Annotated in this window: 3 protein-coding genes; all 3 read left to right on the plus strand. The window is 73.6% G+C overall.

Features of this window, described 5'->3' with window-relative positions; genetic code table 11:
* Window positions 1-210 precede the first annotated feature (210 nt).
* Window positions 211-14,709 carry a non-ribosomal peptide synthetase gene (locus tag OG206_RS27815; protein WP_327120821.1) on the plus strand — a complete coding sequence of 4,833 codons (14,499 nt, stop codon included), beginning with the start codon at window positions 211-213 and terminating at the stop codon, window positions 14,707-14,709.
* Entirely contained in the window at window positions 14,706-22,280 is a 7,575-nt protein-coding gene (locus tag OG206_RS27820) for a non-ribosomal peptide synthetase (RefSeq protein WP_327120823.1), read from the plus strand. The genes OG206_RS27815 and OG206_RS27820 overlap by 4 nt, the downstream gene beginning before the upstream one ends.
* Before the next feature lie 776 nt (window positions 22,281-23,056).
* Complete coding sequence (locus tag OG206_RS27825; RefSeq protein WP_327120825.1) at window positions 23,057-23,524, plus strand: hypothetical protein; 468 nt, start codon at window positions 23,057-23,059, stop codon at window positions 23,522-23,524.
* Window positions 23,525-23,630 lie beyond the last annotated feature (106 nt).

Genomic DNA, 23,630 nt, shown 5'->3' on the forward strand with positions numbered 1-23,630 from the left:
TGGCCTGTTTCTGTGGGTGCGCGGCAGTGTGGTCTCATGTCGGGCTGCCGCGCCCGGTGAGAGGTCTCTCCAGTGGTCCGATCAGTGGGCGCAGCGATGCCCTCGCATCCCTTTTCCCGGTCCGCCCCGGGGGAGTGGGAAATCGCGTGGCCGGTTCCGCGCGCCCTGATCCGCCGTCCCCGAAAACTCTCCCCGAAGGTGTCGTCCGGCATGCGCAGAAACGGATCTCTCCCGTCAGATACTGGCCCGGAAGAACTCATCGAACTGACCGCTGCCCAGCAGGGTGTCTGGTACGGGCAACTGGTGGATCAGGAAAGTCCGAAATTCAACATCGGTGAATGCTTCGAGATCGACGGAGGGATCGACGAGTCGCTGTTCGCCGCCGCACTCGGCCGGGCCGCCGCCTTCTGCGACAGCCTCAACACCGAGTTCGTCACCAGGGGCGAAACGGTCCGTCAGCGCGTCGTCCACCGCTCACCGGACGATACGGGCCGGCTCCGTATCGTCGACCTCTCGGAGGCCGGTGACCCCGCCGCCGCGGCCGAGCGATACATGGCCGAGGACATGGCCACGGTCGACAGACTCGACGCACCCCGGCACCACTTCGCTCTCATGCGACTCGGTCCCACGCGGCACTACTGGTACATCCGCTACCACCACATAGCCGTCGACGGCCTGGGCGGCGCCGTCTTCGCCCGCACCGTGGCGGACCTCTACACGCGGGCGGCGCGGGGCGAGGACCTCGACACGATCGAGCCGCCCGCCGGGGCCCTGCGCGACCTGTCGGCCGACGAGGAGGACTACCGCTCCTCGGACCGCTACGCAGCGGACCGCGCCTACTGGACCGGCAAGTTCGCCGACGCCGCGACGGATGGCGGGACGGAAGGGTCCGGAGCCGGCGGCGCCACGGGCGCGCGAGGCGGCCCTTCGCTCATCCGCCGGCGCACCGACGTCCCGGCTCCGGCCGGGTCCCCGGGTGCCGACGTCCGGCTGCACACGGGCGAGACCCTGCCCCTCGCCGTACTCGACGACCTGCGCCGGCTCGCCGCCGGGAACCGCACCAGCTGGACCGCCGTCCTCGTGAGCGCTGTCGCCGCCTACGTCGGCCGGGTGACGGGAACTCAGGACGTCGCCGTGGGACTCGCCTCCAACGGCCGTCACGGCGGTCTGCGGCACATCGTCGGTATGACCGCCAACATCCTGCCGCTCCGTCTGGCCGTCACCGCCGACATGACGGTCGGCGCCCTCGTGCGCGCCGTCACCGCCGAGATGCGCGGAGCCCTGCGCCACCGCCGGTTCTCCCGGGAACAACTCGCCCGCGAGCTGCGGACGACGGACGGCGCGGCCCGCCTGACCGGCGTCGTCGTCAACATCATGGGGTACGACTACGACCTCGACTTCGCGGGCAGCTCCGCCGCATCACGCGTCCTGTCGATCGGTCCCGTCGACGACGTGTCCCTGTTCGTCTCCGAACGGTCCGAGGGCACCGGCCCGTTGATCGGGTTCGACACCAACCCGGAGATCTACCACCCTGATGACGTACGGCTGCACCAGCAGGCCATCGTCTCCTTCCTGTCGGCCCTTGCGGCGGCCGAGCCCGACACACTCCTTCGTGATCTGCCGTTCGTCGACGACACCTCGGCCGGACTGCTGCTCGCGCAGGGACGCGGCACCGGGCTGCCGGCGGACACCGTCGCCAGGAACCTGCCCGAGGCGTTCGGCGCGCAGGTGAACCGGACCCCGGACGCCCCGGCCGTGGTCGACGGCGGGGACACGCTCTCCTACCGGCAACTGGAGCGAGCGGCGAACGGGCTGTCCGCCGCCCTGGCCGGCCGGGGCATCCGCGCGGAGGACGGCGTCGGGGTGCTCGTGGGCCGCTCGGCGGCCGTGGTGTCCGCCTCGCTCGGCGCGGTCGGTGCCGGGGCGGCGTACGTACCGATGGACCCCGGCTGGCCGGCCGAAAGGCTCCGCCGAGTCGCCGAAGTCGCCGGCCTGCGCGCCGTGGTGGTCGACGAGGCCACGGCCGGCCTGCCCTGGGTGAAGGAGGCGGCGGCCACCCTGCCGGTGATCGTCGTCGACCGTCTCGGAGGCATCGTGCGCGGCGCCCCGCCGCGGCCGGGAGGCCCGCCGGCCGTGATCCGCGGTGAGCGGCTCGCCTACGTGATGTTCACCTCCGGATCCACGGGTCTGCCCAAGGGCGTCGGTGTCAGCCACGCCGACATCGTCGCGCTGGCCGCCGACACCGCCTGGACGGGCGGGGTGTCCGACGCGGTGCTGATGCACTCGGCGTACGTCTTCGACGCGTCCACCTTCGAGATCTGGACGCCGCTCCTGAACGGCGGCACCGTGGTCGTCGCTCCGGGAGGGGTCCTGGACGCGCGTTCCCTCGCGGACACGGTCGACCGGCACGGCGTGACCGCGGTGTTCCTCACGACGGCGCTGTTCAACGTGGTGGCGGAGGCAGACCCGTCGGCGTTCGCCGGCCTGCGCCTGGTCGCCGCCGGCGGGGAGGCCGCCGCACCGGGACTGATGCAGCGGGTCGCGGCCGTCGCGCCCGCCACGCGTGTCCTGCACGTCTACGGCCCCACCGAGACCACGACCTTCGCCGCGCGGCACCGGGTAGCCGCCGGGACCGAGGGCGTGCCACCCGTCGGCCGTCCCCTCGACGGGATGCGCCTGTACGTGCTCGACGCAGCCCTCGGCCTGGTGCCGCCCGGCGTGGTCGGGGAGCTGTACGTGAGCGGGCACGGCGTCGCCCGCGGCTACCAGGGCCGGCCCGGACTGACGGCCACCCGCTTCGTCGCCGACCCGTACGACGCGAGCGGTTGCCGGATGTACCGCACCGGTGACCTCGTGCGCTGGACCCCCCGCGGTGACGTCGAGTACGTCGGCCGGGCGGACGGGCAGGTCAAGCTGCGCGGATTCCGCATCGAACCCGCCGAGATCGAGAACGCGCTGCTCGCCGACCCGGACGTCCGGGACGCCCGCGTCCTGGTGCGCGAGGACGTGCCCGGCGACCGGAGGCTCGTCGCCTATGTCGTGCCCGTGCCGGGTGCCAGGCCGGACGACGCCGCCCTGGCCCGCCGCCTGGGGCGCGCCCTGCCCGCCTACATGGTGCCGTCCGTCTTCGTCCCCCTCGACACGTTGCCGTTGAATCGCAACGGCAAGGTCGACCGCCACGCCCTGCCCGTGCCACGGGCCGCCGCCACCACCGACCGTGCCCCGCGCACCGCCTGCGAGGAGGTCCTGGCGGGCCTGTTCGCCGATGTCCTGGGCCTGGCCGCCGTCGGCATCGACGACAGCTTCTTCTCCCTGGGCGGCCACTCCCTTCTCGCCACGCGGCTCGTGGGCCGGGTGCGGACCGCCCTGGGCGCGGAACTGGACCTGCGTACCCTCTTCGACCACCCCACGGTCACCTCGCTCGCCGCCGTCCTCGACACCGCCGGCGCGTCCCGCCCCGCCCTCACGCCGCAGCAGCGGCCCGAGGTGGTGCCGCTCTCCTACGCGCAGCAGCGCCTGTGGTTCCTCAACCGCATGGAGGGCCCCGGAGCCACCTACAACATCCCCTTCGTCCTCCAGCTCGAGGGCCCCCTGGACACGGTGGCCCTGCGTGGCGCCCTGGCCGACGTGGTCACCCGGCACGAGAGCCTGCGTACCGTCTTCGCGGAGCACGAGGGCATCGCCCGCCAGGACATCCTCGACGCGACCTCCGCCCGGACGCTCGTTCCCCTTGTCGTCGAGCCGGTCCCGGCGGGGGAGGACGCCGACCTCTGGGCCGATGAGACGGTGCGCCGCCTCGCCGCCACACCCTTCGACCTCGCGGGCGACGCCGCCGTCCGGGCACGTCTGCTGCGTCTCGGCACCGACCGGCACGTCCTGGCGGTCGTCCTGCACCACGTCGTCGCCGACGGCTGGTCCCTCGCACCGCTCAGCCGTGACCTCGGCGCGGCCTACCGGGCCAGAACCAGCGGCACGAACACGCCCGACTGGCCCGCGCTGCGCGTGCAGTACGCCGACTACGCCCTCTGGCAGAGGCGACTGCTCGGCGACGACGGCGACCCGGACAGCCTGGCCGCGCGCCAGCTCCGCTTCTGGCGTGAGGCGCTGAACGGCGCCCCTGACCTGCTCGACCTGCCTCTCGACCGGCCCCGCCCCGCCGTGCCCAGCCACCGGGGCGGCGCGGTCCCCTTCGAGCTGCCCGCACCCGCGCACGCCGCGCTCGTCCGACTCGCCCGCACGGCCGGGTGCACGCCCTTCATGGTGCTGCAGGCCGCCCTTGCCGTGACTCTGCGGGCCCATGGTGCGGGTCCGGACATCCCCCTGGGCACTGCGGTGGCGGGCCGCACGGACGAATCACTCGACGATCTGGTCGGCTTCTTCGTCAACACGGTCGTCCTGCGCACCGACCTGACCGGCGAGCCGACGTTCCGTGAACTGCTCGACCGGGTGAAGAGGTTCGACACGGCCGCCTTCAGCCACAGCGACGTTCCCTTCGAACGGCTCGTCGAGGAGCTCAACCCGGAGCGGTCCGGTGACCATCACCCGCTCTTCCAGACCATGCTGGTCCTCCAGAGCCAGGAGCGTACGGGCCTCGACCTGCCCGGAGTCACCGTCCACGACCGGTCCCGGCACACCGGGATCAGCAAGTTCGACCTGACGTTCTCCCTCACGGAGCTCACCAAGCCCTCGGAGCCGGCCCCCGGCGAGCGCGCGTCAGCCGCCCCCGGCGGCATCGGGGGCCATCTCGAATACGCCACCGACCTCTTCGACGCCGCCACCGCCCACGCCCTGTGCGTCGGCTTCGCCCGCGTCCTCACCCGGGCCGTGACCGACCCCGACCGCGCCGTCGGGGATCTCGACCCGCTCGCTCCGGCTGAGCGTGACCGCCTCCTCGACCTGGGCCGTGGCGACGCACTGCCGTCGCCCGTCCTCACCGCCCCCGAAGCGGTCCGGGAGTGGGCCGTACGCACGCCCGGCGCGGTCGCCGCGTGCGACGCGCGCACGAGCCTCACCTACGCCGAACTCGACTCCCGGGCCGACGACTTCGCCCACCTACTGCGCGGGCGCGGCGTGCGGCGCGGGGACCGGGTGGCCCTTGCCGCGCCGCCGTCCGTGGACACGGTCGTCGCGATGCTGGCCGTGCTGCGCAGCGGCGCCGCCTATGTGCCCGTCGACCCGGAGTACCCGCCGGCCCGCATCCGGCACATGCTCGACGACACCCGGCCCGTCCTGCTGCTCACCACCGAGCAGGTCCGTACGGAACTGCCCGCCTGCGACGTGCCGTTGCTCGCCCTCGACGACGCGGCTCCCCGGCCCGCCGTCCCCACGGAACGCGTGCGCCACACACCGCACCCGGCGGACCCCGCGTATGTCGTCTACACCTCCGGTTCCACCGGGCGCCCCAAGGGCGTCGTCGTGCCGCACTCCGCCCTCGCCGGTCACATGGCCTGGATGGCGCGGCACCTGTCCGTCACCCCGGACGACAGGGTCCTCGCCCGTACCTCCAGCAGTTTCGACGCCTCCGTGTGGGAGCTGTGGCTCCCGCTGATGTACGGCGCGCAGGTCTGCGTGCTGCCGCAGGGCGCCAACCGGGACCCGCGCGCCCTGGTCACCTGGATGAGCCGGTTCGGCGTCACCGTCGCCCAGTTCGTGCCCTCACATCTGACCCTCGTCCTCGCCGAGGCGGCGCACGCGGCACCCCTGCCCGGCCTGCGCGCCGTGCTGTGCGGCGGCGAACCGCTGCCCCGCTCGCTCGCCGACGGGATCGCCGGACTGTGGGAGGCCGAGGCGCACAACCTCTACGGGCCCACCGAGGCGACCATCGACGCCACCGCCCAACGCGTCACCGGCCGTCGCACCGGCGGACAGGACAGAGGAGGACAGGACACCGGCGGACAGGGCACCGGCGGACCGGCGGACGCCGGCGCGCAGTCGGAGACCGTGCCGATCGGGCGCCCCGTCGACGGCATGCGGGCGTACGTCCTGGACGGCCGCCTGCGGCCCGTGCCGACAGGTGTCACCGGCGAGCTGTACCTCTCGGGCCCCAACCTCGCGCACGGCTACCTGGACCGCCGGGGCCTGACCGCCGCCAGGTTCGTCGCCGACCCGTTCGACGCCACCGGTGCCCGCATGTACCGGACGGGCGACCTCGTACGGTGGAACGCGCACGGTCTGCTCGCCTACGTGTCCCGCGCCGACGACCAGGCCAAACTCCGGGGATTCCGCATCGAACTGGGTGAGGTCGAGGCCGCGCTGCTGGCGCGGCCGGGCGTCACCGCCGCCTGTGCCGTGATCCGTGAGGACACACCCGGCCGGCGCCGGCTCGTCGCGTACGCCGTCACCGGCGAAGCGGCCCCGCGCGCCACTGACCTGCGTGACGCCCTCGCCGAGACCCTCCCGCACTACATGGTCCCGGGCACCGTCGAGCTCCTTGAGGACCTTCCCCTCCTGCCCAACGGAAAGGTGGACCGCCGGGCCCTGCCGGAACCCGAGCCGGACGCCGACACCGCCACCGGGCCCGGGCGGCGCACGTTCCAGGAGGACCTGCTCGCCGGGATCTTCGCCGACGTCCTGGACAGACCGCTGGTCGGTGCGCACGACAGTTTCTTCGACCTCGGTGGCCACTCGCTCCTCGCCATGCGCGTCGTCAGCCGCGTCCGCACCGTCCTGGGCACAGAGATCGCCGTACGCACGCTCTTCGAGCACCCGACCGTCGCCGGTCTGGCCCGCGTCCTCGAGGGGCCGGGCAGGGAGCGCCCTCCAGTGGTCCCCGCCGCGCACCGGCCCGATCCGCTGCCGCTGTCCTCCGCCCAGCAGCGGCTGTGGTTTCTCAACCGGCTGGAAGGACCCAGCTCGACCTACAACATCCCGCTCGTCCTCGAACTCGACGGCCCGCTGGACCCGGACGCCCTGCGGGTCTCGTTGGCCGACGTCGTGGAGCGGCACGAGGCGCTGCGCACGCTCTTCCCCGAGCAGGACGGATCGCCGCGTCAGCTGATCCTCCCCGCCCACGCCGCCACGCCGCCCCTGCCGGTCGTGAGCACGACGCCGGCGGAGCTGGAAAGGGCCGTCCTCGCCGCCGTACGGCAGCCGTTCGACGTCACGACGGACCTGCCGCTGCGCGCCCTGCTCCTGCGCGCGGCCCCCGACCACCACGTCCTCGTGCTGGTCCTGCACCACATCGCCGGCGACGGCTGGTCCCTCGCCCCCCTCACCCGCCATCTCGGCGAGGCCTACCGTGCCCGCGTCGCCGGCAGGGAGCCCGAGCCGACGGCCGGCACCCCGCTCCAGTACGCCGACTACACCCTCTGGCAGCACGCGGCCCTGGGCGACGGCTCCGCGACGCACAGCGTCCTGCGGCAGCAACTCGACCACTGGCACGCCGCACTCGCGGGCCTGCCCGGACTGACCGGCCTGCCACTCGACCGGCCGCGACCCGTCACCACCGACCCGAGGGGGGCGGTCCACACCTTCGACGTACCCCCTCGGCTCCACGCCGGACTCCTGCGCCTGGCGCGCGAGTCGGGCAGCAGTCCGTTCATGGTGCTCCAGGCTGCGGTGGCCACCCTCCTGCACCGGCACGGCGCGGGTGACGACGTCCCGCTCGGCTCTCCCGTGGCCGGCCGGACGGACGAGGCCCTGGAGGACCTCGTCGGGTTCTTCGTCAACACGCTCGTGCTGCGCACGGACCTGTCGGGAAATCCGACCTACCGTGAACTGCTGTCACGTGTGCGGGAGTTCGACCTGGCCGCGTACGGGAACCAGGACCTGCCCTTCGAGCGACTCGTCGAGAGCCTCAATCCGGTCCGGGCGCGCAACCACCACCCGCTGTTCCAGACCATGCTGGTCCTGCAGAACCAGGAGAGCGTCCGCCCCGATCTGCCGGGCCTCACGGTCGAGAACCGGCTGGTCCACAACGGTCTGAGCAAGTTCGACCTCACCTTCGCCTTCACCGAGGATCAGGCCGGGGGCGGTCCCGCGGCGGGTCTCGCCGCCGGGATCGAGTACGCCACCGCCCTCTTCGACCGGACCACCGTCCGCAACCTCGCGGATCGCCTGGTCCGCCTCCTGGAACAGGTGACCGCCGACCCCGGTCTGCCGCTGTCCGCCTACGACCTGATGACGCCCGACGAACACGCCCGGGTCACACGCTGGGGCACCGGCTGCGCCCTGACGCCGCCCGCCGGCCGGGACGGCACGCTGCCGGCGCTGTTCGCCGCCCAGGCGCGCCGGACGCCGGACGCCGTGGCCGTCACCGGCGACGGCGCGACCCTCACGTACGCCGGGCTCGACCGGGTCTCCGATGGCCTCGCCCGTGCCCTGGCCGCACTCGGCATGGGTGCCGAGTGCGGGGTCGGCGTGCTGCTCGGGAGGTCGCCGGCAGTGGTGTCGGTGACCCTCGGCACCGTCCGCGTCGCCGCTTACGTCCCGCTGGACGTGCGCTGGCCCGAGGAACGGCTCGACCAGGCCGCCGGAGTGGCGGGTCTGCGGGCGCTCGTCGTCGACGAGGCCGCAGCCGCCTCGCCCTGGGTGAGCAGGGCGGCGGAGCGCATGCCGGTGCTGGTCGTGGACCGGCTCGGCCGGATCGTGCGCGGCGCGCCCGAGCGGCCCGGCCACCCGGCGGGCGTGCCGGCTCCCGGCTCCCTCGCCTACGTGATGTTCACCTCCGGCTCGACCGGCCTGCCCAAGGGCGTGGGCGTCACCCACGCCGACGTCGCGGCGCTCGCCGCCGACGCCGCCTGGCAGGGGGGCGCCGCCGACGCGGTGCTGATGCACTCGGCGTACGTCTTCGACGCCTCCACCTTCGAGATCTGGGCGCCCCTCCTGAACGGCGGCCGTGTCGTCGTGGCACCGGACGGTGTTCTGGAGGCCGGTGTCCTCGGGGATGCCGTTCACGACCACGGAGTGACCGCCGTCTTCCTGACGACGGCCCTGTTCAACGTCATCGCCGAAACGGACCCGGGGGCCTTCTCCGGCCTCCGGCTCGTGTGCGCCGGGGGCGAACTGGCCTCCCCGGACGCCATGCAGCGTGTCGCCGGCACCGTGCCCGGTCTGCGGGTCCTGCACGTCTACGGGCCCACGGAGACCACCACCTTCGCCACCCGCTACGACGTGGCGGCGGACCGGCCACCGGGCCCGCCGCCCGTCGGACGCCCTCTGGACGGCATGCGGGGATACGTCCTCGACGACTCCCTGACCCCCGTGCCGACGGGCGTCGTGGGCGAGCTGTACCTCGCCGGTCGCGGAGTCGCACGCGGTTACGCCGGGCTCCCGGGCCTGAGCGCCACGCGCTTCGTGGCCGACCCGTTCGACGAGGCGGGCGGGCGCATGTACCGCACCGGTGACCTGGTCCGATGGACCCGCGACGGGCAGATCTCCTACGTCGACCGCGCCGACGGCCAGGTGAAGCTGCGCGGCTACCGCATCGAACTCGGCGAGATCGAGGGCGTGCTGGCCTGCTGCGAGGGTGTGGCCGACTCCTTCGCCGTCGTCCGCGAGGACGCCCCCGGCGACCGCCGGCTCGTCGCCTACGTGGTCCCCGCGTCCGGCGCCCGGCCCGAACCCGCCGATCTCGCCCGGGCTGTCGGGCGTTCCCTGCCCGCCTACATGGTGCCCTCCGCGTTCGTCCTGCTCGACGCGCTGCCGCTGACCCTCAACGGCAAGGTGGACCGCCGCGCCCTGCCGGAACCCGTGGGCCGCACACCGGTCCTCGGGCGTGCCGCCCGCACCCCGCGCGAGGAGATCGTGTGCGGACTCTTCGCCGATGTGCTCGGCCTCGACGGGGCGGGCGCCGACGACGACTTCTTCGCCTCGGGCGGCCATTCGCTGCTCGCCACCCGGCTCACCGCTCGCATACGCACCGCGTTCGGAGTGGAGATCCAGGTCAGGACCCTCTTCGAGCACCCCACGCCGGCCGCGCTCGCCGCCACGCTGGACGGGGCCGAACGGGCCAGGAGCCCTCTGGAGCGCGCGTCGAGCCGTCCCGATCCACTGCCCCTGTCCTTCGCCCAGCAGCGCCTGTGGTTCCTCAACCGGTTCGAAGGGCCGAGCGCCACCTACAACGTGCCCCTCGTGCTGCGTCTGGACGGCCCGCTCGACGCGGAGGCCCTGGAGAGCGCCCTCGCGGACGTCGTCGAGCGTCACGAGAGCCTGCGCACCGTGTTTCCCGACACCGACGGTGTGGCGCGTCAACTGGTCCTCGACGTCAGCGGCGCCGACATCGACCTGACGCCCCGCGACGCCGACCCCGCCCACCTCGACGAGATCCTGACGGCCGAGGTGGCGCACGCCTTCGACGTGAGCACGCAACTCCCCGTACGCGCCCGGCTGGTGCGGCTCGGGGCGGAGGCCCACGTCCTGGTGCTGGTCGTCCACCACATCGCGGGTGACGGCTGGTCCCTGGCGCCGCTCGCCCGTGACCTGGGCGAGGCGTACCGGGCGCGCCTCGGGGGCGAGGAGCCCGGCTGGACCGAACCGGCCGTCCACTACGCCGACTACACCCTGTGGCAGCGTGCGCTGCTCGGCGATTCGGACGACCCCTCCAGCAGGGCGGCCCGTCAGCTGGACTTCTGGCGCACCGCACTCGCCGGTGCCCCCGAACTGCTCGACCTGCCCTGCGACCACCCGCGGCCCGCCGTCCCGGCGCACTGCGGCGACGCCTTCGCCTTTCCCGTCGACGCGGACACCCACCGGGCACTCGCCGCACTCGCCCGTGCCCGCGGATGCAGCGTCTTCATGGTGCTCCAGGCCGCGCTGTCGGTGCTCCTCTCACGGCACGGCGCCGGTGAGGACATACCGATCGGTACCGCAGTCGCCGGACGCACCGACGAGGCTCTCGACGACATGGTGGGCTTCTTCGTCAACACCCTCGTCCTGCGCACCGACCTCAGCAGGAACCCGACGTTCGGTGAAGTGCTCGACCGCGTACGGGAGTTCGACCTGGCCGCCTATGCCCACCAGGACGTGCCGTTCGAGCGGCTGGTGGACTCGCTGAGCCCGGCCCGGGCCCAGAACCACCATCCGCTGTTCCAGACCATGCTCGTCCTCCAGAACCAGGCGGACGCGACGGTCGACCTGCCCGGTCTCGCGGTGACGGAACAGCCCGTGCACACCGGGATCAGCAAATTCGACCTGACCTTCACCTTCACCGAGACACAGGACGAGACGGGACGCCCCGCCGGCCTCGGAGGCGTCCTGGAGTTCTCCACCGAACTCTTCACCCACGACACGGCCCACGCCCTGGCCGCCCGGCTGAACCGCCTGCTCGCGCGGCTCTCCGCCGACCCCGGCCTGCGCGTCCGCACCGTCGAGATCCTGGACGAGGACGAGCGGCAGCGGCTCGACCTCGCCGGACACGGCCCCGTAGGGTCCGTGGCGGCGCGCACCGCGCCCGAGGCGTTCCGCGCGCAGTGCGCCAGGACCCCCGGAGCGATCGCGGTCCGGGACGGCGCGCACCGCCTCACCTTCGGCGAACTCGACGCCCTCTCCGACGACCTGGCACATCACCTGCACGGCCGGGGCATCGGCCGCGGCGATGTCGTGGCCCTCGCCCTCGAGGGCACCGCCGACCAGGTGGTGGCCATGCTGGCGGTGGCCAAGGCCGGGGCCGCCTACCTGCCGGTCGACCCGGAGTACCCGCGGGCGCGCATCGCGCACATGCTCGACGACGCGCGCCCGGCACTGCTCCTGACCCACGGCACCAGCCCCGCCGCCCGGTACGGGCCGTCCGTGGCCTGCCTCGCGCTCGACGACCGCGCGTCCTGGTCCACCGGGCACACGGCGCCGCCCGCCGCGCAGCCGCACCCACTCGACGCGGCATACGTCATCTACACCTCGGGGTCCACCGGCCGCCCCAAGGGCGTCGTCGTCACCCACGCCTCCCTGACCAACCACATGGCGTGGATGGCCGGCCACCTCGGGCTCAGCGATGACGACAGGGTCCTCGCCCGCACGTCGCCGAGCTTCGACGCCTCGGTCTGGGAGACCTGGCTGCCGCTCCTGCACGGTGGCAGCACCTGCCCTGTGCCGCCCGCCCTGAACCACGACCCCGCCGGCCTGCTGGCCCGGATGCGCGACACGGGCGTGACCCTCGCCCAGTTCGTCCCCTCCCACCTCTCGGTCGTCCTCACCGAGACCGGCCCCGACGAGGTGCCCCCGACGCTCCGGGCCGTGCTGTGCGGCGGGGAGCCCCTGCCGAGGTCCCTGGCGGAGCGCGCGGGAGACGCCTGGCGGACCGAGGTGCACAACCTCTACGGGCCCACCGAGACGACCATCGACGCGACCGCCCACCGCCACCGGGGCACGGACGGCGCGGCGGGGGAGGGCAGCGTCCCGCTCGGCCGCCCCGTCGACAACACCCGGGCCCGCGTGCTCGACGCCGTGCTCCAGCCGGTGCCGCCGGGCGTCACGGGCGAGCTGTACATCGCGGGCGACGGACTCGCGCGCGGCTACCTGGGGCGCCCCGGCCTGACCGCCGCCCGGTTCGTCGCCGATCCGTACGGCCCCGCCGGAAGCCGCATGTACCGTACGGGCGACCTCGTCCGGCGGGGCGCCGACGGCCTGCTCACCTACGTCTCCCGCGCCGACGACCAGGTCAAGCTGAACGGCTTCCGCATCGAACCCGGCGAGATCGAGGCCGCTCTCACGGCCCTCGACGGCATCACCGCCGCCTGTGCCGCCGTCGTCGAGGACCGGCCCGGCGAACGGCGGCTGGTCGCCTGGACCGTCCCCGACCGGCGCGGCGGCGCCGAGGCCCCCTCGGACGGCGAACTGCGCGCGCGGCTGGCGGGCGTTCTGCCGCCGTACATGGTGCCCGCCCTCTTCGTCACCCTCGACGCGCTGCCGCTGACGCCCAACGGCAAGACCGACCGGAGCGCCCTTCCCGCCCCGGAGCGGCCCGCCGCCGTCCGGCCGGGCGGGCAACCGCGCAGCGAACGGGAACGCGTCCTGTGCGACGTGTTCGCGTCCGTCCTTCGCGTTCCGGCCGTCCGCACCGACGACGACTTCTTCGCGCTCGGCGGCGACAGCATCATCTCCATCCAGCTCGTCAGCCGGGTCCGCGCGGCCGGCCTGGGCATCACCCCCCGGGACGTGTTCGTCCACCGGACGCCCGAGGCCATCGCGGCCGCCGCCACCGAACTCGGGCAGGACACCGTCGTGCCTGCCGGCCAGGGATCCGGTGAGATGCCGCCGACACCCATCGTGGCCTGGCTCCTGGAGCGACCCGGGGCTGCCGACGGCTACAACCAGTCAGGAGTGCTGCGCACGCCCGCGGGGGCCGACGAGGCTTCCCTCGTCGCCACCCTCCAACTCCTCGTCGACCACCACGACATGCTCCGTCTGAGGATCACCCGCCGGGCAGGTGGCGAACCCGTCGTCGAAGCCCTGCCTCCGGGCGCCGTGTCCGCCCGTCGGCGTTTCACCCGCGTCGACGTCGCGGGCCTCGACGCCGACGCAGTCCGCGCCGCCGTCACCGCGGCGGGGGAGGAGGCGCGCAGCAGGCTGCGGCCCGCACACGGCGAGGTGATCGAGGCCGTCTGGTGCGACGCCGGACCGCACGCCCGCGGACGGCTGCTGCTCGTCGTGCACCACCTGGCGATCGACGCGGTCTCCTGGCGCATCCTGGCCTCCGACCTCGTGACCGCATGGCAAGCCGTCACCGAGGGCGCCGGCACCGCGGCGGCGCTGCCCGCCGTCATCACCTCCTACCGGCAATGGGCGCACCTCCTCGCGTCCCAGGCGACAGGTGCCGCACGCGAGGCGGAACTGCCGCTGTGGGAGGCGGCGCTGCGCACCCCCGACCCGCAACTGGGCTACCGGCCGCTCGACCCGCATCTGGACACGGCCGACCGGACGCGCACCCTGACCACCCGTCTTCCCGCGACGTGGACCAAACCCCTGCTCACCACCGTCCCGGCCGCCTTCCACGCGGGGGTGGACGATGTCCTGCTCACCGCTCTCGCCCTCGCCGTCCGGAGCTGGCGGGCGAACCGGGGCGCCGTCCCCGGCGGGCCGGGCACGGACGACGGCGGGGTCCTTCTCGACCTGGAGGGACACGGCCGCGAGCAGATCTCCGAGCACGTCGACCTGTCCCGCACGGTCGGCTGGTTCACCAGCCTCTACCCGGTCCGGCTCGACCCGGGACCCGTGGACGCCCGCCGCCCCGGACACTTCGACGCGGCTCTGGTGGAACGCGCCCTCAAGCGCGTCAAGGAGCAGCTGCGGACCGTTCCGGACCACGGGGTGGGCTACGGCATGCTGCGCCACCTCAACCCCGGCGTGCACTCCCTGCCGGCCACGGCACCGGGCCCTCAGATCGGTTTCAACTACCTCGGCCGGTACGTCGCCCCGCAGGACCCGGAGGACGGCGAAGAGGCCGCCGGCACCGACTGGGAGGTCCTGCTGGACGGCGGCGGGCCGCGCAGCCGGAACCCGGACATGCCCGTGCACCACGTCATCGACATCAACGCGCACACCGAGGACCTGCCGGGCGGACCGTGCCTGGTGACCCGCTGGACCTGGCCCTGCGACCTGCTCAAGGAGGAGGACCTGGACGCGCTCTCCGGCGCCTTCAACCGTGCCCTGCGCGCCCTCGCCGGGCACGCGGAACAGCCCGACACGGGTGGCTGGACGCCGTCCGACCTTCCCCTGGTCTCGCTCGACCAGGCCCAGCTCGACCGACTGCAGAACAATTGGGGTGGACGCAAGTGACCGGGTTCCGACTGGAGGACGTACTCCCTCTGACGCCGCTGCAGGAGGGCATGCTCTTCCACGCGTTGTACGACTCACGTGCGGCGGACGTCTACACCGCGCAGTTCGTCTTCGACCTCGAGGGCCCTGTCAGCGTCCCCGCACTGCAGGCCGCCGTCGGGGGCCTGCTGCGGCGGCACCCCAACCTGCGGGCCGGATTCCTCCACGAGGATCTCGACCGGCCCGTCCAGGCCATCGCCGCCGAAGTGCCGGTGCCTCTCGAGGAGCTGGACCTGACGGGGGCGCACTACGCGGGCGCGACGGAGGAGCACCTCGCCGCGTTCCTGGCCGCCGACCGCATCCGCCGCTTCGACCTGGACACTCCGCCGCTGATGCGGTTCACCCTGGTGAGCACGGGGCCGCAGCTGCACCGGCTGGTCATGACGAGTCATCACATTCTGCTGGACGGCTGGTCGGTGCCCCTGCTCGTACGGGAACTCTTCGAGCTGTACGCACGCGGGGGAGACGACAGCGCCCTGCCACGCGTGGCCCCCTACCGCACCTACCTCGCATGGCTGGCCCAGCAGGACCGCGCGGCGGCGCTGGACGCCTGGCGCGGAGCCCTGGAGGGGATCGAGGCGCCCACCCTGCTCGCCGGGCGCGGCGGAGCGGACACCCCGGGGACCGGCGAACTGCCGCAGACGCTCGTCCTCGACCTGGACGCGGCGACGACGCGCCGACTGCGTGACACGGCCCGCGGCCACCGGCTCACCCTCAACACGCTGATCCAGGGCGCCTGGGGCCTGTTGCTCGCCCACCTGACCGGCCGCCCCGACGTCGTGTTCGGCACCACTGTCTCCGGCCGCCCGCCGGAGATCCCCGGCGTCGAGTCGATGGTCGGCCTGTTCATCAACACCGTGCCGGTGCGCCTCCGCCCGGCGCCCGGTGACACCCTGGCCACGCTCCTGACCCGGCTCCAGGAGGAGCAGGGCTGCCTCCTCGGCAGCCAGTTCGTCGGTCTGACCGAGATACGCGGAGTCACCGGTCTCGACGAACTCTTCGACACCCTCGCGGTGTTCGAGAACTACCCGATGGACGCAGAGGCGCTGCGCACCGCTCAGCGGCAGCTTCCCGGCCTCGCCGTCACCGGTTTCAGCGGGACGGACGCGGCCCACTACCCCCTCACCCTCACCATCGCTCCCGGTGACGCACTGAAGATCACCTTCGGTTACCGTGCCACCGCCCTCGACGCCGACGAGGTGACCCGCACGGTCGCCCGAATGCGGCGTCTGCTGACGGTGATGGCGGAAGGGCTGGAACTCCGCGCCGACGCCGTCCCCGTCCTCCTGGACGGTGAGCGCGAGGCCCTGTTCGCGCTGGGGCGGGGCGCGGCACTCGCCGGGGGTGCGACCGGCATGAGCGTCCCGGACGCCCTCGCCCGGCACGTCGTCCTGCAACCGGACGCGGTGGCCGTGTCGGGCGCCGGCGAGGAACTGACGTACCGCCAGCTGTACTGCACGGCAACCCAGCTGGCGACAGCTCTGACGGGACACGGGACAGGCCCGGAGGACGGGGTCGGCGTCCTCCTGGGCCGCTCGACCGCCCTGGTCACCGCCTCCCTCGCGGCACTGCGTGCGGGCGCCGCCTACGTACCACTCGATCCGCGCTGGCCGGCCGAACGGCTCACCCGCGTCGCCGAGGTGGCGCCCTTGCGCGCCCTGATCGTCGACGGGACCACGTCGGCGCACCCCTGGGTGCGCGGGCTCGGCCCCGATGTCGCCGTGCTGACCGTCGACGCCGCCGGACGGCTCCAGGAGGGCCATCCCGGGGCCCCCGGGGCCCTCCCCGAACTCACCGGCGGCGCGGGCCTCGCGTACGTCATGTTCACCTCCGGCTCCACCGGCCTGCCCAAGGGCGTGGGCGTCACCCATGCCGACATCACCGCCCTCGCGGCCGACCGCACCTGGGGCGACGGCGCGGCCGAGGCGGTCCTGCTGCACTCGGCGTACGTCTTCGACGCCTCCACCTTCGAGATCTGGGCCCCCCTGCTCAACGGCGGCCGCGTGGTCGTGGCACCCGAGGGGGCGCTCCAGCCCGCCGTGCTCCGGGATCTCGTCACCCGGCACGGAGTGACGGCGGCGTTCCTGACGACGGCCCTGTTCAACGTCATCGCCGAGACGGACCCCGGCGCCCTCGGCCTGCTGCGGCTGGCAGCCGCCGGCGGCGAGACCGCCGCACCCGGTCTCCTGCAGCGGCTGGCCGCCGACCACCCCGGCACCGCGGTCCTGAACGCCTACGGGCCCACGGAGGCCACCACCTTCGCCACGCTCCACCGCGTACGCCCCGGCGACGCACCCGGAGGCGTCCCGCCGGTCGGGCGTCCGCTCGACGGCATGCGCGCCTACGTACTGGACGCGGCGATGCGCCCCGTGCCGCCCGGCGCCGAGGGCGAACTGTACGTCGCGGGCCCCGGAGTGGCGCGCGGCTACCTCGGTCGCCCCGGCCTCACCGCCACCCGCTTCACCGCCGACCCGTTCGCCGGCTACGGGGAGCGCATGTACCGCACCGGGGACCTCGTGCGGTGGGGCGCCGACGGCGCCCTGCACCACGTCGCCCGGGCGGACCAGCAGATCAAACTGCGCGGCCACCGCATCGAACCCGGGGAGATCGAGGCGGCGCTCCTGGCCGACCCCTCCGTGCGCGCCGCCCACGTCCTGGTCCGCGAGGACCGGCCAGGGGACCGCGCCCTCACCGCCTACGTCGTTCCAGCACCCGGACACGCGCCGGACCCGGACCTGCTCGCCGCGCGCGTCGGCCGTCACCTGCCCGCGTACATGGTGCCGACCGTCATCCAGCCGCTCGACGCGCTGCCGATGACCCCGAACGGCAAACTCGACCGGGCGGCCCTGCCCGTGCCTGCCACTCCGCACGGGCCGGCCGGCCGGCCGCCGCGAGGCGCCCGCGAGGAGATCCTCGCCGGGCTGTTCGCCGACGTCCTCGGAGTGCCCCGCGTGGGCATCGACGACAACTTCTTCGCCCTGGGCGGCCACTCCCTGCTCGCTACCCGTCTCGTCGGCCGCGTGCGCACCGCCCTGGGCACCGAGACCGAGATCCGCACCCTCTTCGAGAACCCCACCGTCGCGGCCCTCACCACCGCCCTGGAGACCGCGGGCCGACCCGCGCGTCCCGCCCTCGTGCCGCAGGAGCGTCCCGACGCGGTCCCGCTGTCCCACGCCCAGCGACGGCTGTGGTTCCTCCACCGGCTGGAGGGACCCTCCGCGACGTACAACATCCCCTTCGCCGTGCGCATCGACGGGCCGCTGGACGTTCCTGCCCTGCGCCGGTCCCTGCACGACGTCCTCACCCGCCACGCGGCCCTGCGCACCGTCTTCCCCGAGCACGAACGCGGCCCGCGCCAGCACGTCGTCGCCCCGGAGGACGTCAGTCTCCCGCTGATCTTCGAGACCGTGGACGAGGGCGCGCTCCCCGGCCGGCTCCGAGCGGCCGCCGGCGAGGCCTTGGACATCGAGCACCGTCTGCCGGTCAGGGCGACTCTGCTGCGGCTGACCGACGACACCCACGTCCTCGTCCTCGTCATCCATCACATCGCCGCGGACGGAACCTCCCTGGCGCCCCTCGCCCGCGACCTCGGCGTCGCCTACCGGGCCCGCACCCGCGCCGAGTCGCCCGCATGGGCGGACCTCCCCGTCGACTACGCCGACCACACCCTCTGGCAGCACCGTCTGCTCGGTGACGAGCACGACCCCGAAAGCCTCGCGGCCCACCAGCTCGACCACTGGAGGGAAGCGCTGCGGGGGCTCCCGGAGATGGTCGGCCTGCCGTGGGACCGGCCGCGCCCCGCAGTGCCCCGGCACACCGGAGCCACCCACCCGTTCGCCCTCGACCGCACAACGGCCCGGGGAATCGCGGACCTCGCGCGCGCCCGCGGATGCAGCGTCTTCATGGTGCTCCAGGCCGCGCTGTCGATGGTGCTCTCCCGGCACGGCGCCGGTGACGACGTCCCCCTGGGCACGGCCGTCGCCGGACGTGACGACGAGGCCGCCTCGGACCTCGTCGGCTTCTTCGTGAACACCCTTGTCCTGCGCACCGACCTGACGGGCGATCCGACGTTCCTCGAACTGCTCGACCGGGTCAAGGAGTTCGATCTCTCCGCGTACGCGCACCAGGACGTCCCCTTCGAGCGCCTGGTGGAGACGCTGAACCCCGCCCGCTCGCAGAACCACCACCCCCTCTTCCAGACCATGCTCGTCCTCCAGAACCACACCCCCGCCGCCCCCCTCGACCTGCCCGGCCTCACCGTCCGCGGCGTCCCGGTCGACCCCGGGGTCAGCAAGTTCGACCTGTCGTTCAGCTTCACCGAGACGTACGACGACGGCGGCACGCCCAGTGGCATGTCGGCCGCCGTCGACTACGCGACCGAGCTCTTCGACGCGGGGACCGTCAGAGGTCTCGCCGAACGGCTCGTGCTGCTGCTCACCGCGGTGATCGCGGACCCCGACCGCCCGCTGCGCACGTACGACGTCCTCACCACCGCCGAACGCGTCCACCTCGCCGCCTGGGGGACCGGCCCCGCCGAGGAGAGCCCCGCATCGACGTTCCCCGCCCTCTTCGAGCGGTGGGCCCGGCGCACGCCGGACGCCCCGGCCGTGCGCGACGCCTCGACCACCCTCACCTACGGCGAACTCGCCGCCCGCGCCGAGGCCCTCGCCCGCCACCTCACCGCCCGGGGCATCGGCCCCGAGGACCGGGTGGCGGTCGCCCTGCCCCGCACCCACGAACTCGTCGTGGCCCTGCTCGGCATCCTCCGGAGCGGGGCGGCGTACGTGCCGCTGGACCCCGACTACCCGGCGCAGCGCCTGTCCCACATGCTCGACGACGCCCGGCCGCGCCTCCTCCTCACCACGCCCGCCGTCCACCACCGCCTCCCGGCGTCGCAGGTGCCCCACCTGTACGCCGGAGACGTCGGTGCGGGCGCGGCCACGGACGCGCACACCGGCGCGGTCCCCCTCCCGAACCCGGCACACCCGGCGTACGTCATCTACACCTCCGGTTCCACCGGCCGCCCCAAGGGCGTCGTGGTCACCCACCGGGGCGTCGGCGCGATGACCAGGACCCAGAGCGAGCGGCTGCGCGTCGCCCCCGGGAGCCGGGTGCTGCACATGGCGTCCGTCAGCTTCGACGCCGCGTTCTGGGAGCTGTGCATGGGCCTGCTCTCCGGCGCCTGCCTGGAGATCGACGAGCGCGAAGCCCTGCTGCCCGGCCCCACCCTCGCGGCCCTGGTCCGTGAACGGGGCATCACCCACCTCACCCTGCCGCCCGCCGCCCTCGCGGTGATGCCGCCCGGATCGCTGCCCGCCGGCAGCACGATGGTCCTGGCCGGCGAGGCGTGCCCCCCGGCCCTGGCGCGCGCGTGGGCCCGCGACCTGTACCTCACCAACGCCTACGGCCCCACGGAGACCACCGTGTGCGCCACCATGAGCGCCTTCCAGCACGCGGACGGGCCGCTCGCCCCGGACCGTACCGTGCCCGTCGGCGTCCCCGTCGACGGCACCCGGGTGCACGTCCTGGACGACCGACTGGCACACGTGCCGCCCGGCGTCGTCGGCGAACTGTACGTCTCCGGCGAGGGAGTGGCCCGCGGGTACCACGGCCGGCCGGGCCTCACCGCCTCCCGCTTCGTCGCCGACCCGTTCGACCCCACGGGAGGCCGCATGTACCGCACCGGCGACCTGGTGCGCTGGACGGCCGAGGGCGAACTCGTCTACGTCTCCCGCGTGGACGACCAGGTCAAGCTCCGTGGCTTCCGCATCGAACTCGGCGAGATCGAGGTCGCGCTCACCGCGCTGCCCGGCGTCGCCGCGGCCTGCGCCGTCGTCCGCGAGGACCGGCCCGGCGACCGGCGGCTCGTCGCGTACACCGTGCCCGCGGACGGCGCGGCGGGCCCCGACGACGCCGAGGTGCGCGCGCACCTCGCCGCCACCCTGCCGAGCCACATGATCCCCGCCGTCCACGTACGCCTCGGCGCCCTGCCCGTCACCCCCAACGGCAAGACCGACAGGCGCGCCCTGCCCGCCCCCGGACGGGACGCGCCGGCCGGGGGCCGCGCACCCCGCACCGCCCGCGAACGTGCGCTGTGCGAGGTGTTCTCGTACACCCTGGGCGTGCCCGGAGTCGGAGTCACCGACGACTTCTTCGCCCTGGGCGGTCACTCGCTGCTCGCCGTGACCCTGGCCCGGCGGATCGAGGAACGCTGCGGCCGGCGCCTCTCCCTGCGCGACCTGTTCGCGGCACCCACCGTCGAGGGCGTCGACCGTGTCCTGGGCCGGGCGGAGGGTGAGGAGCACCCGCTGGACGTCGCCGAGCCCGACCTCGCCTCCGAGGTCCGGCTGGCCGCGGACATCACGGGCACCGGCCGGGACGGTTCGCGCCCGTTGCCCGCTCCGACCCGCGGCAGGCCGCCGCGGCCTTCCCCCCGGCCCCTCCTGACCGGCGCCTCGGGCTTCCTCGGCGCCTTCCTCCTGCGGGATCTCATCGACAGCACCGGCGGCCCTGTCGACTGCCTCGTCCGCGCCGAGGACGAGAGGCGCGCGGCGGACCGGCTCCGTGCCAATCTGGAGCACTACGGTCTGTGGCGCCCCCGGTACGCCGACCTGATCCGCCCCGTCCCCGGCGACCTCGCCGCCCCCGGACTCGGCCTCCCGCCCGAGGACCGGGCCGCCCTGGTACGCCGTCTCGGCCCCGTCCTGCACAACGGCGCACGCGTCAACTTCGCCGCCGGGTACGGCGATCTGCGCGCCCCCAATGTGGCCGGCACCGAGGAACTGCTGCGCATGGTCGCGGATTCCTCCTCGTCCGGGATGCACTACATCTCGACCACGAGCGTCTTCGCCCCGGCGCCGGGTCCCGTGGTCATCACGGAGTCGACCCCGGTGGGGCCCGCGTCCGGGCTGCCCGGCGGATACGCGCGGAGCAAGTGGGTCGCCGAGGGGATCGTCGGCCTGGCCCGTGAACGCGGCCTGCCCGTGACCGTTCACCGGCCCGGACGTATCAGCGGTGACACCACCACCGGCGCATGCCAGGACCGCGACCTGCTCTGGCAGCTCATCAAGGGGTGCCTCCAGGCGGAAGCGGTACCGGACCTGCCCCACGGGACGACCGACTGGGTGCCCGTCGACTACGTCAGCGCGGCGGTCGTGGCGCTGACCCTGTCGGGCCCCGGCGAAGCGGACACCTACCACTTCACCAACCCCGACGCGCCGGGCCTGGACCGCGTGTTCGGCACGGCCGCCCTCCTCGGCCACGAACTGGCGACCGTCCCCGCGGAGTCGTGGCGTGCCCGTGTCTCGGCACAGCACGACAACGCGGCGCAGCTTTTCCTCGGCGAGGAGGACCGGTCCCCCGAGGAGGCGTTGGACCGGCGGTGCTTCGATTCGAGCCGGACGGCCAAGGCCGCGGCGGCCCTGGGTGTTCACCTGCCGCATCTCACCGACGAGATCCTGGCCCGGTACCTCGCCTACTTCCAGCGCACGGGCTTCCTGCCGGCACCTCGCAGGACGGTGACCGGGGCGTAGAGGGAAGGCGCCCTTCGACGCGACTTGTCCGACAGGCCAGTCGGAGAAGTCATGCAGCTCGGCCACCCCGCACCTGGGGGCGGCCGAGCTGTTCCTTTCGTGGTCACTGCGAGGTGGCCCGCACGGTGAAGTGCGAGTTGTGAAGCACGTCACATTTCGCGCGCTGTCCTGTCTTCGGTGTGTCGCCATCCGCGACACACCGGCCGTATACGGCCCTGACGCGTTCGCTTCACATGCCGCACGCCTGAGCAGGGCACTTTCGGATGGGCGGGGCCGCCTGTGCGAGCAGGGGGCTCGGGCCGAGCGAAATGCGCGTTGCGGCCACCACAAAAATCGTTCGAAGGCACTGTCGGATGTCTACGAAAGGGGCCTGACTGCCCCTCACGTACGCCACTCCATGCCCGGATACCAGGTCGCGGAGCGGGTCCTGCGGCCCAGTAGAGTCGGGTGACCGGCGCGCGGCGCACCTCGCTGACGGCGCCGGGGGCGCGTCGTGAAGGTGCGCCACCGGAGCGCGTTCGGCGCAAGGCGCCGGCGCGGATCCCGCCAGGGAGGTGTGTCGATGAACGGTCGTCCTCACGTTCCACTTGTGCGCCGGGCGAGTTACGCCCCGATCACGCACGACTGTGGCCCCGAAGAGTGAGTTCTTCGGGGCCACAGTTCTAAGCGCCCGCTCATGCGTGAGCGCGCACGAGCGGCCCTTCATTCAAACCGCGCCACCCCGGTCGATTCCAGGCAGTTGGGGTGACGTACGGCTTTACACGGAGAACAGACTAATGGGTACCGCTATTCCTATTGGCATATCCAGCCAAGCGCTGGCCGTCGTCGCCACCGCGTCCGCCGACCCGGGCAGCGTGGCCAGTTGGGTGGCTGCCGGGGCCGCCGTGTTCGGCGTGGGCCTCAGCGCGGTCCTGGGAATCAAGACGTCGTACAACAACAAGACGGATCGCGTAAGGACCCAGGTCCTGGCGCTGCAGGAGATCCTCGACGACTGCACTGACCGAGTCGTCGCGCCTGCCGACGTCACCGCGATCCGCCGGCTCCGCCCCACTTTCAGGCGCCTGGCCAAGGTCAACAGGAAGGTGCCGCAGATCGCCGCCGTCGAGGCGGCGATCACCGAGGTGGCCGATCTGCCGGTGCCGGTCGCCACCTCGGAGCGCGGCCGCTACGAGCAGCGGCTGGGCGAGGCGGTCGGCCGGCTCAAGGATGCGGCCGAGGCGGCCTTCGAGGTGCTGAGCGCCTGACGGCAGTCCTCGCGGATGCTCCCCGCGCCTGCGGCGGGGAGCATCCGGCGTCGTCGCGGGGCAGGCCCCCGGTCCGCGGATCTTCAGGGAGCCGCGCCGTATAACC

This window comes from Streptomyces sp. NBC_01341 (genome assembly GCF_035946055.1).
In the GTDB taxonomy this organism is placed as follows: Bacteria; Actinomycetota; Actinomycetes; order Streptomycetales; family Streptomycetaceae; genus Streptomyces.

Coding starts and splice junctions, on each gene's coding strand:
- OG206_RS27815 (WP_327120821.1), top strand. CDS start 211: ATGCGCAGAAACGGATCTCTCCCGTCAGATACTGGCCCGGAAGAACTC.
- OG206_RS27825 (WP_327120825.1), top strand. CDS start 23,057: ATGGGTACCGCTATTCCTATTGGCATATCCAGCCAAGCGCTGGCCGTC.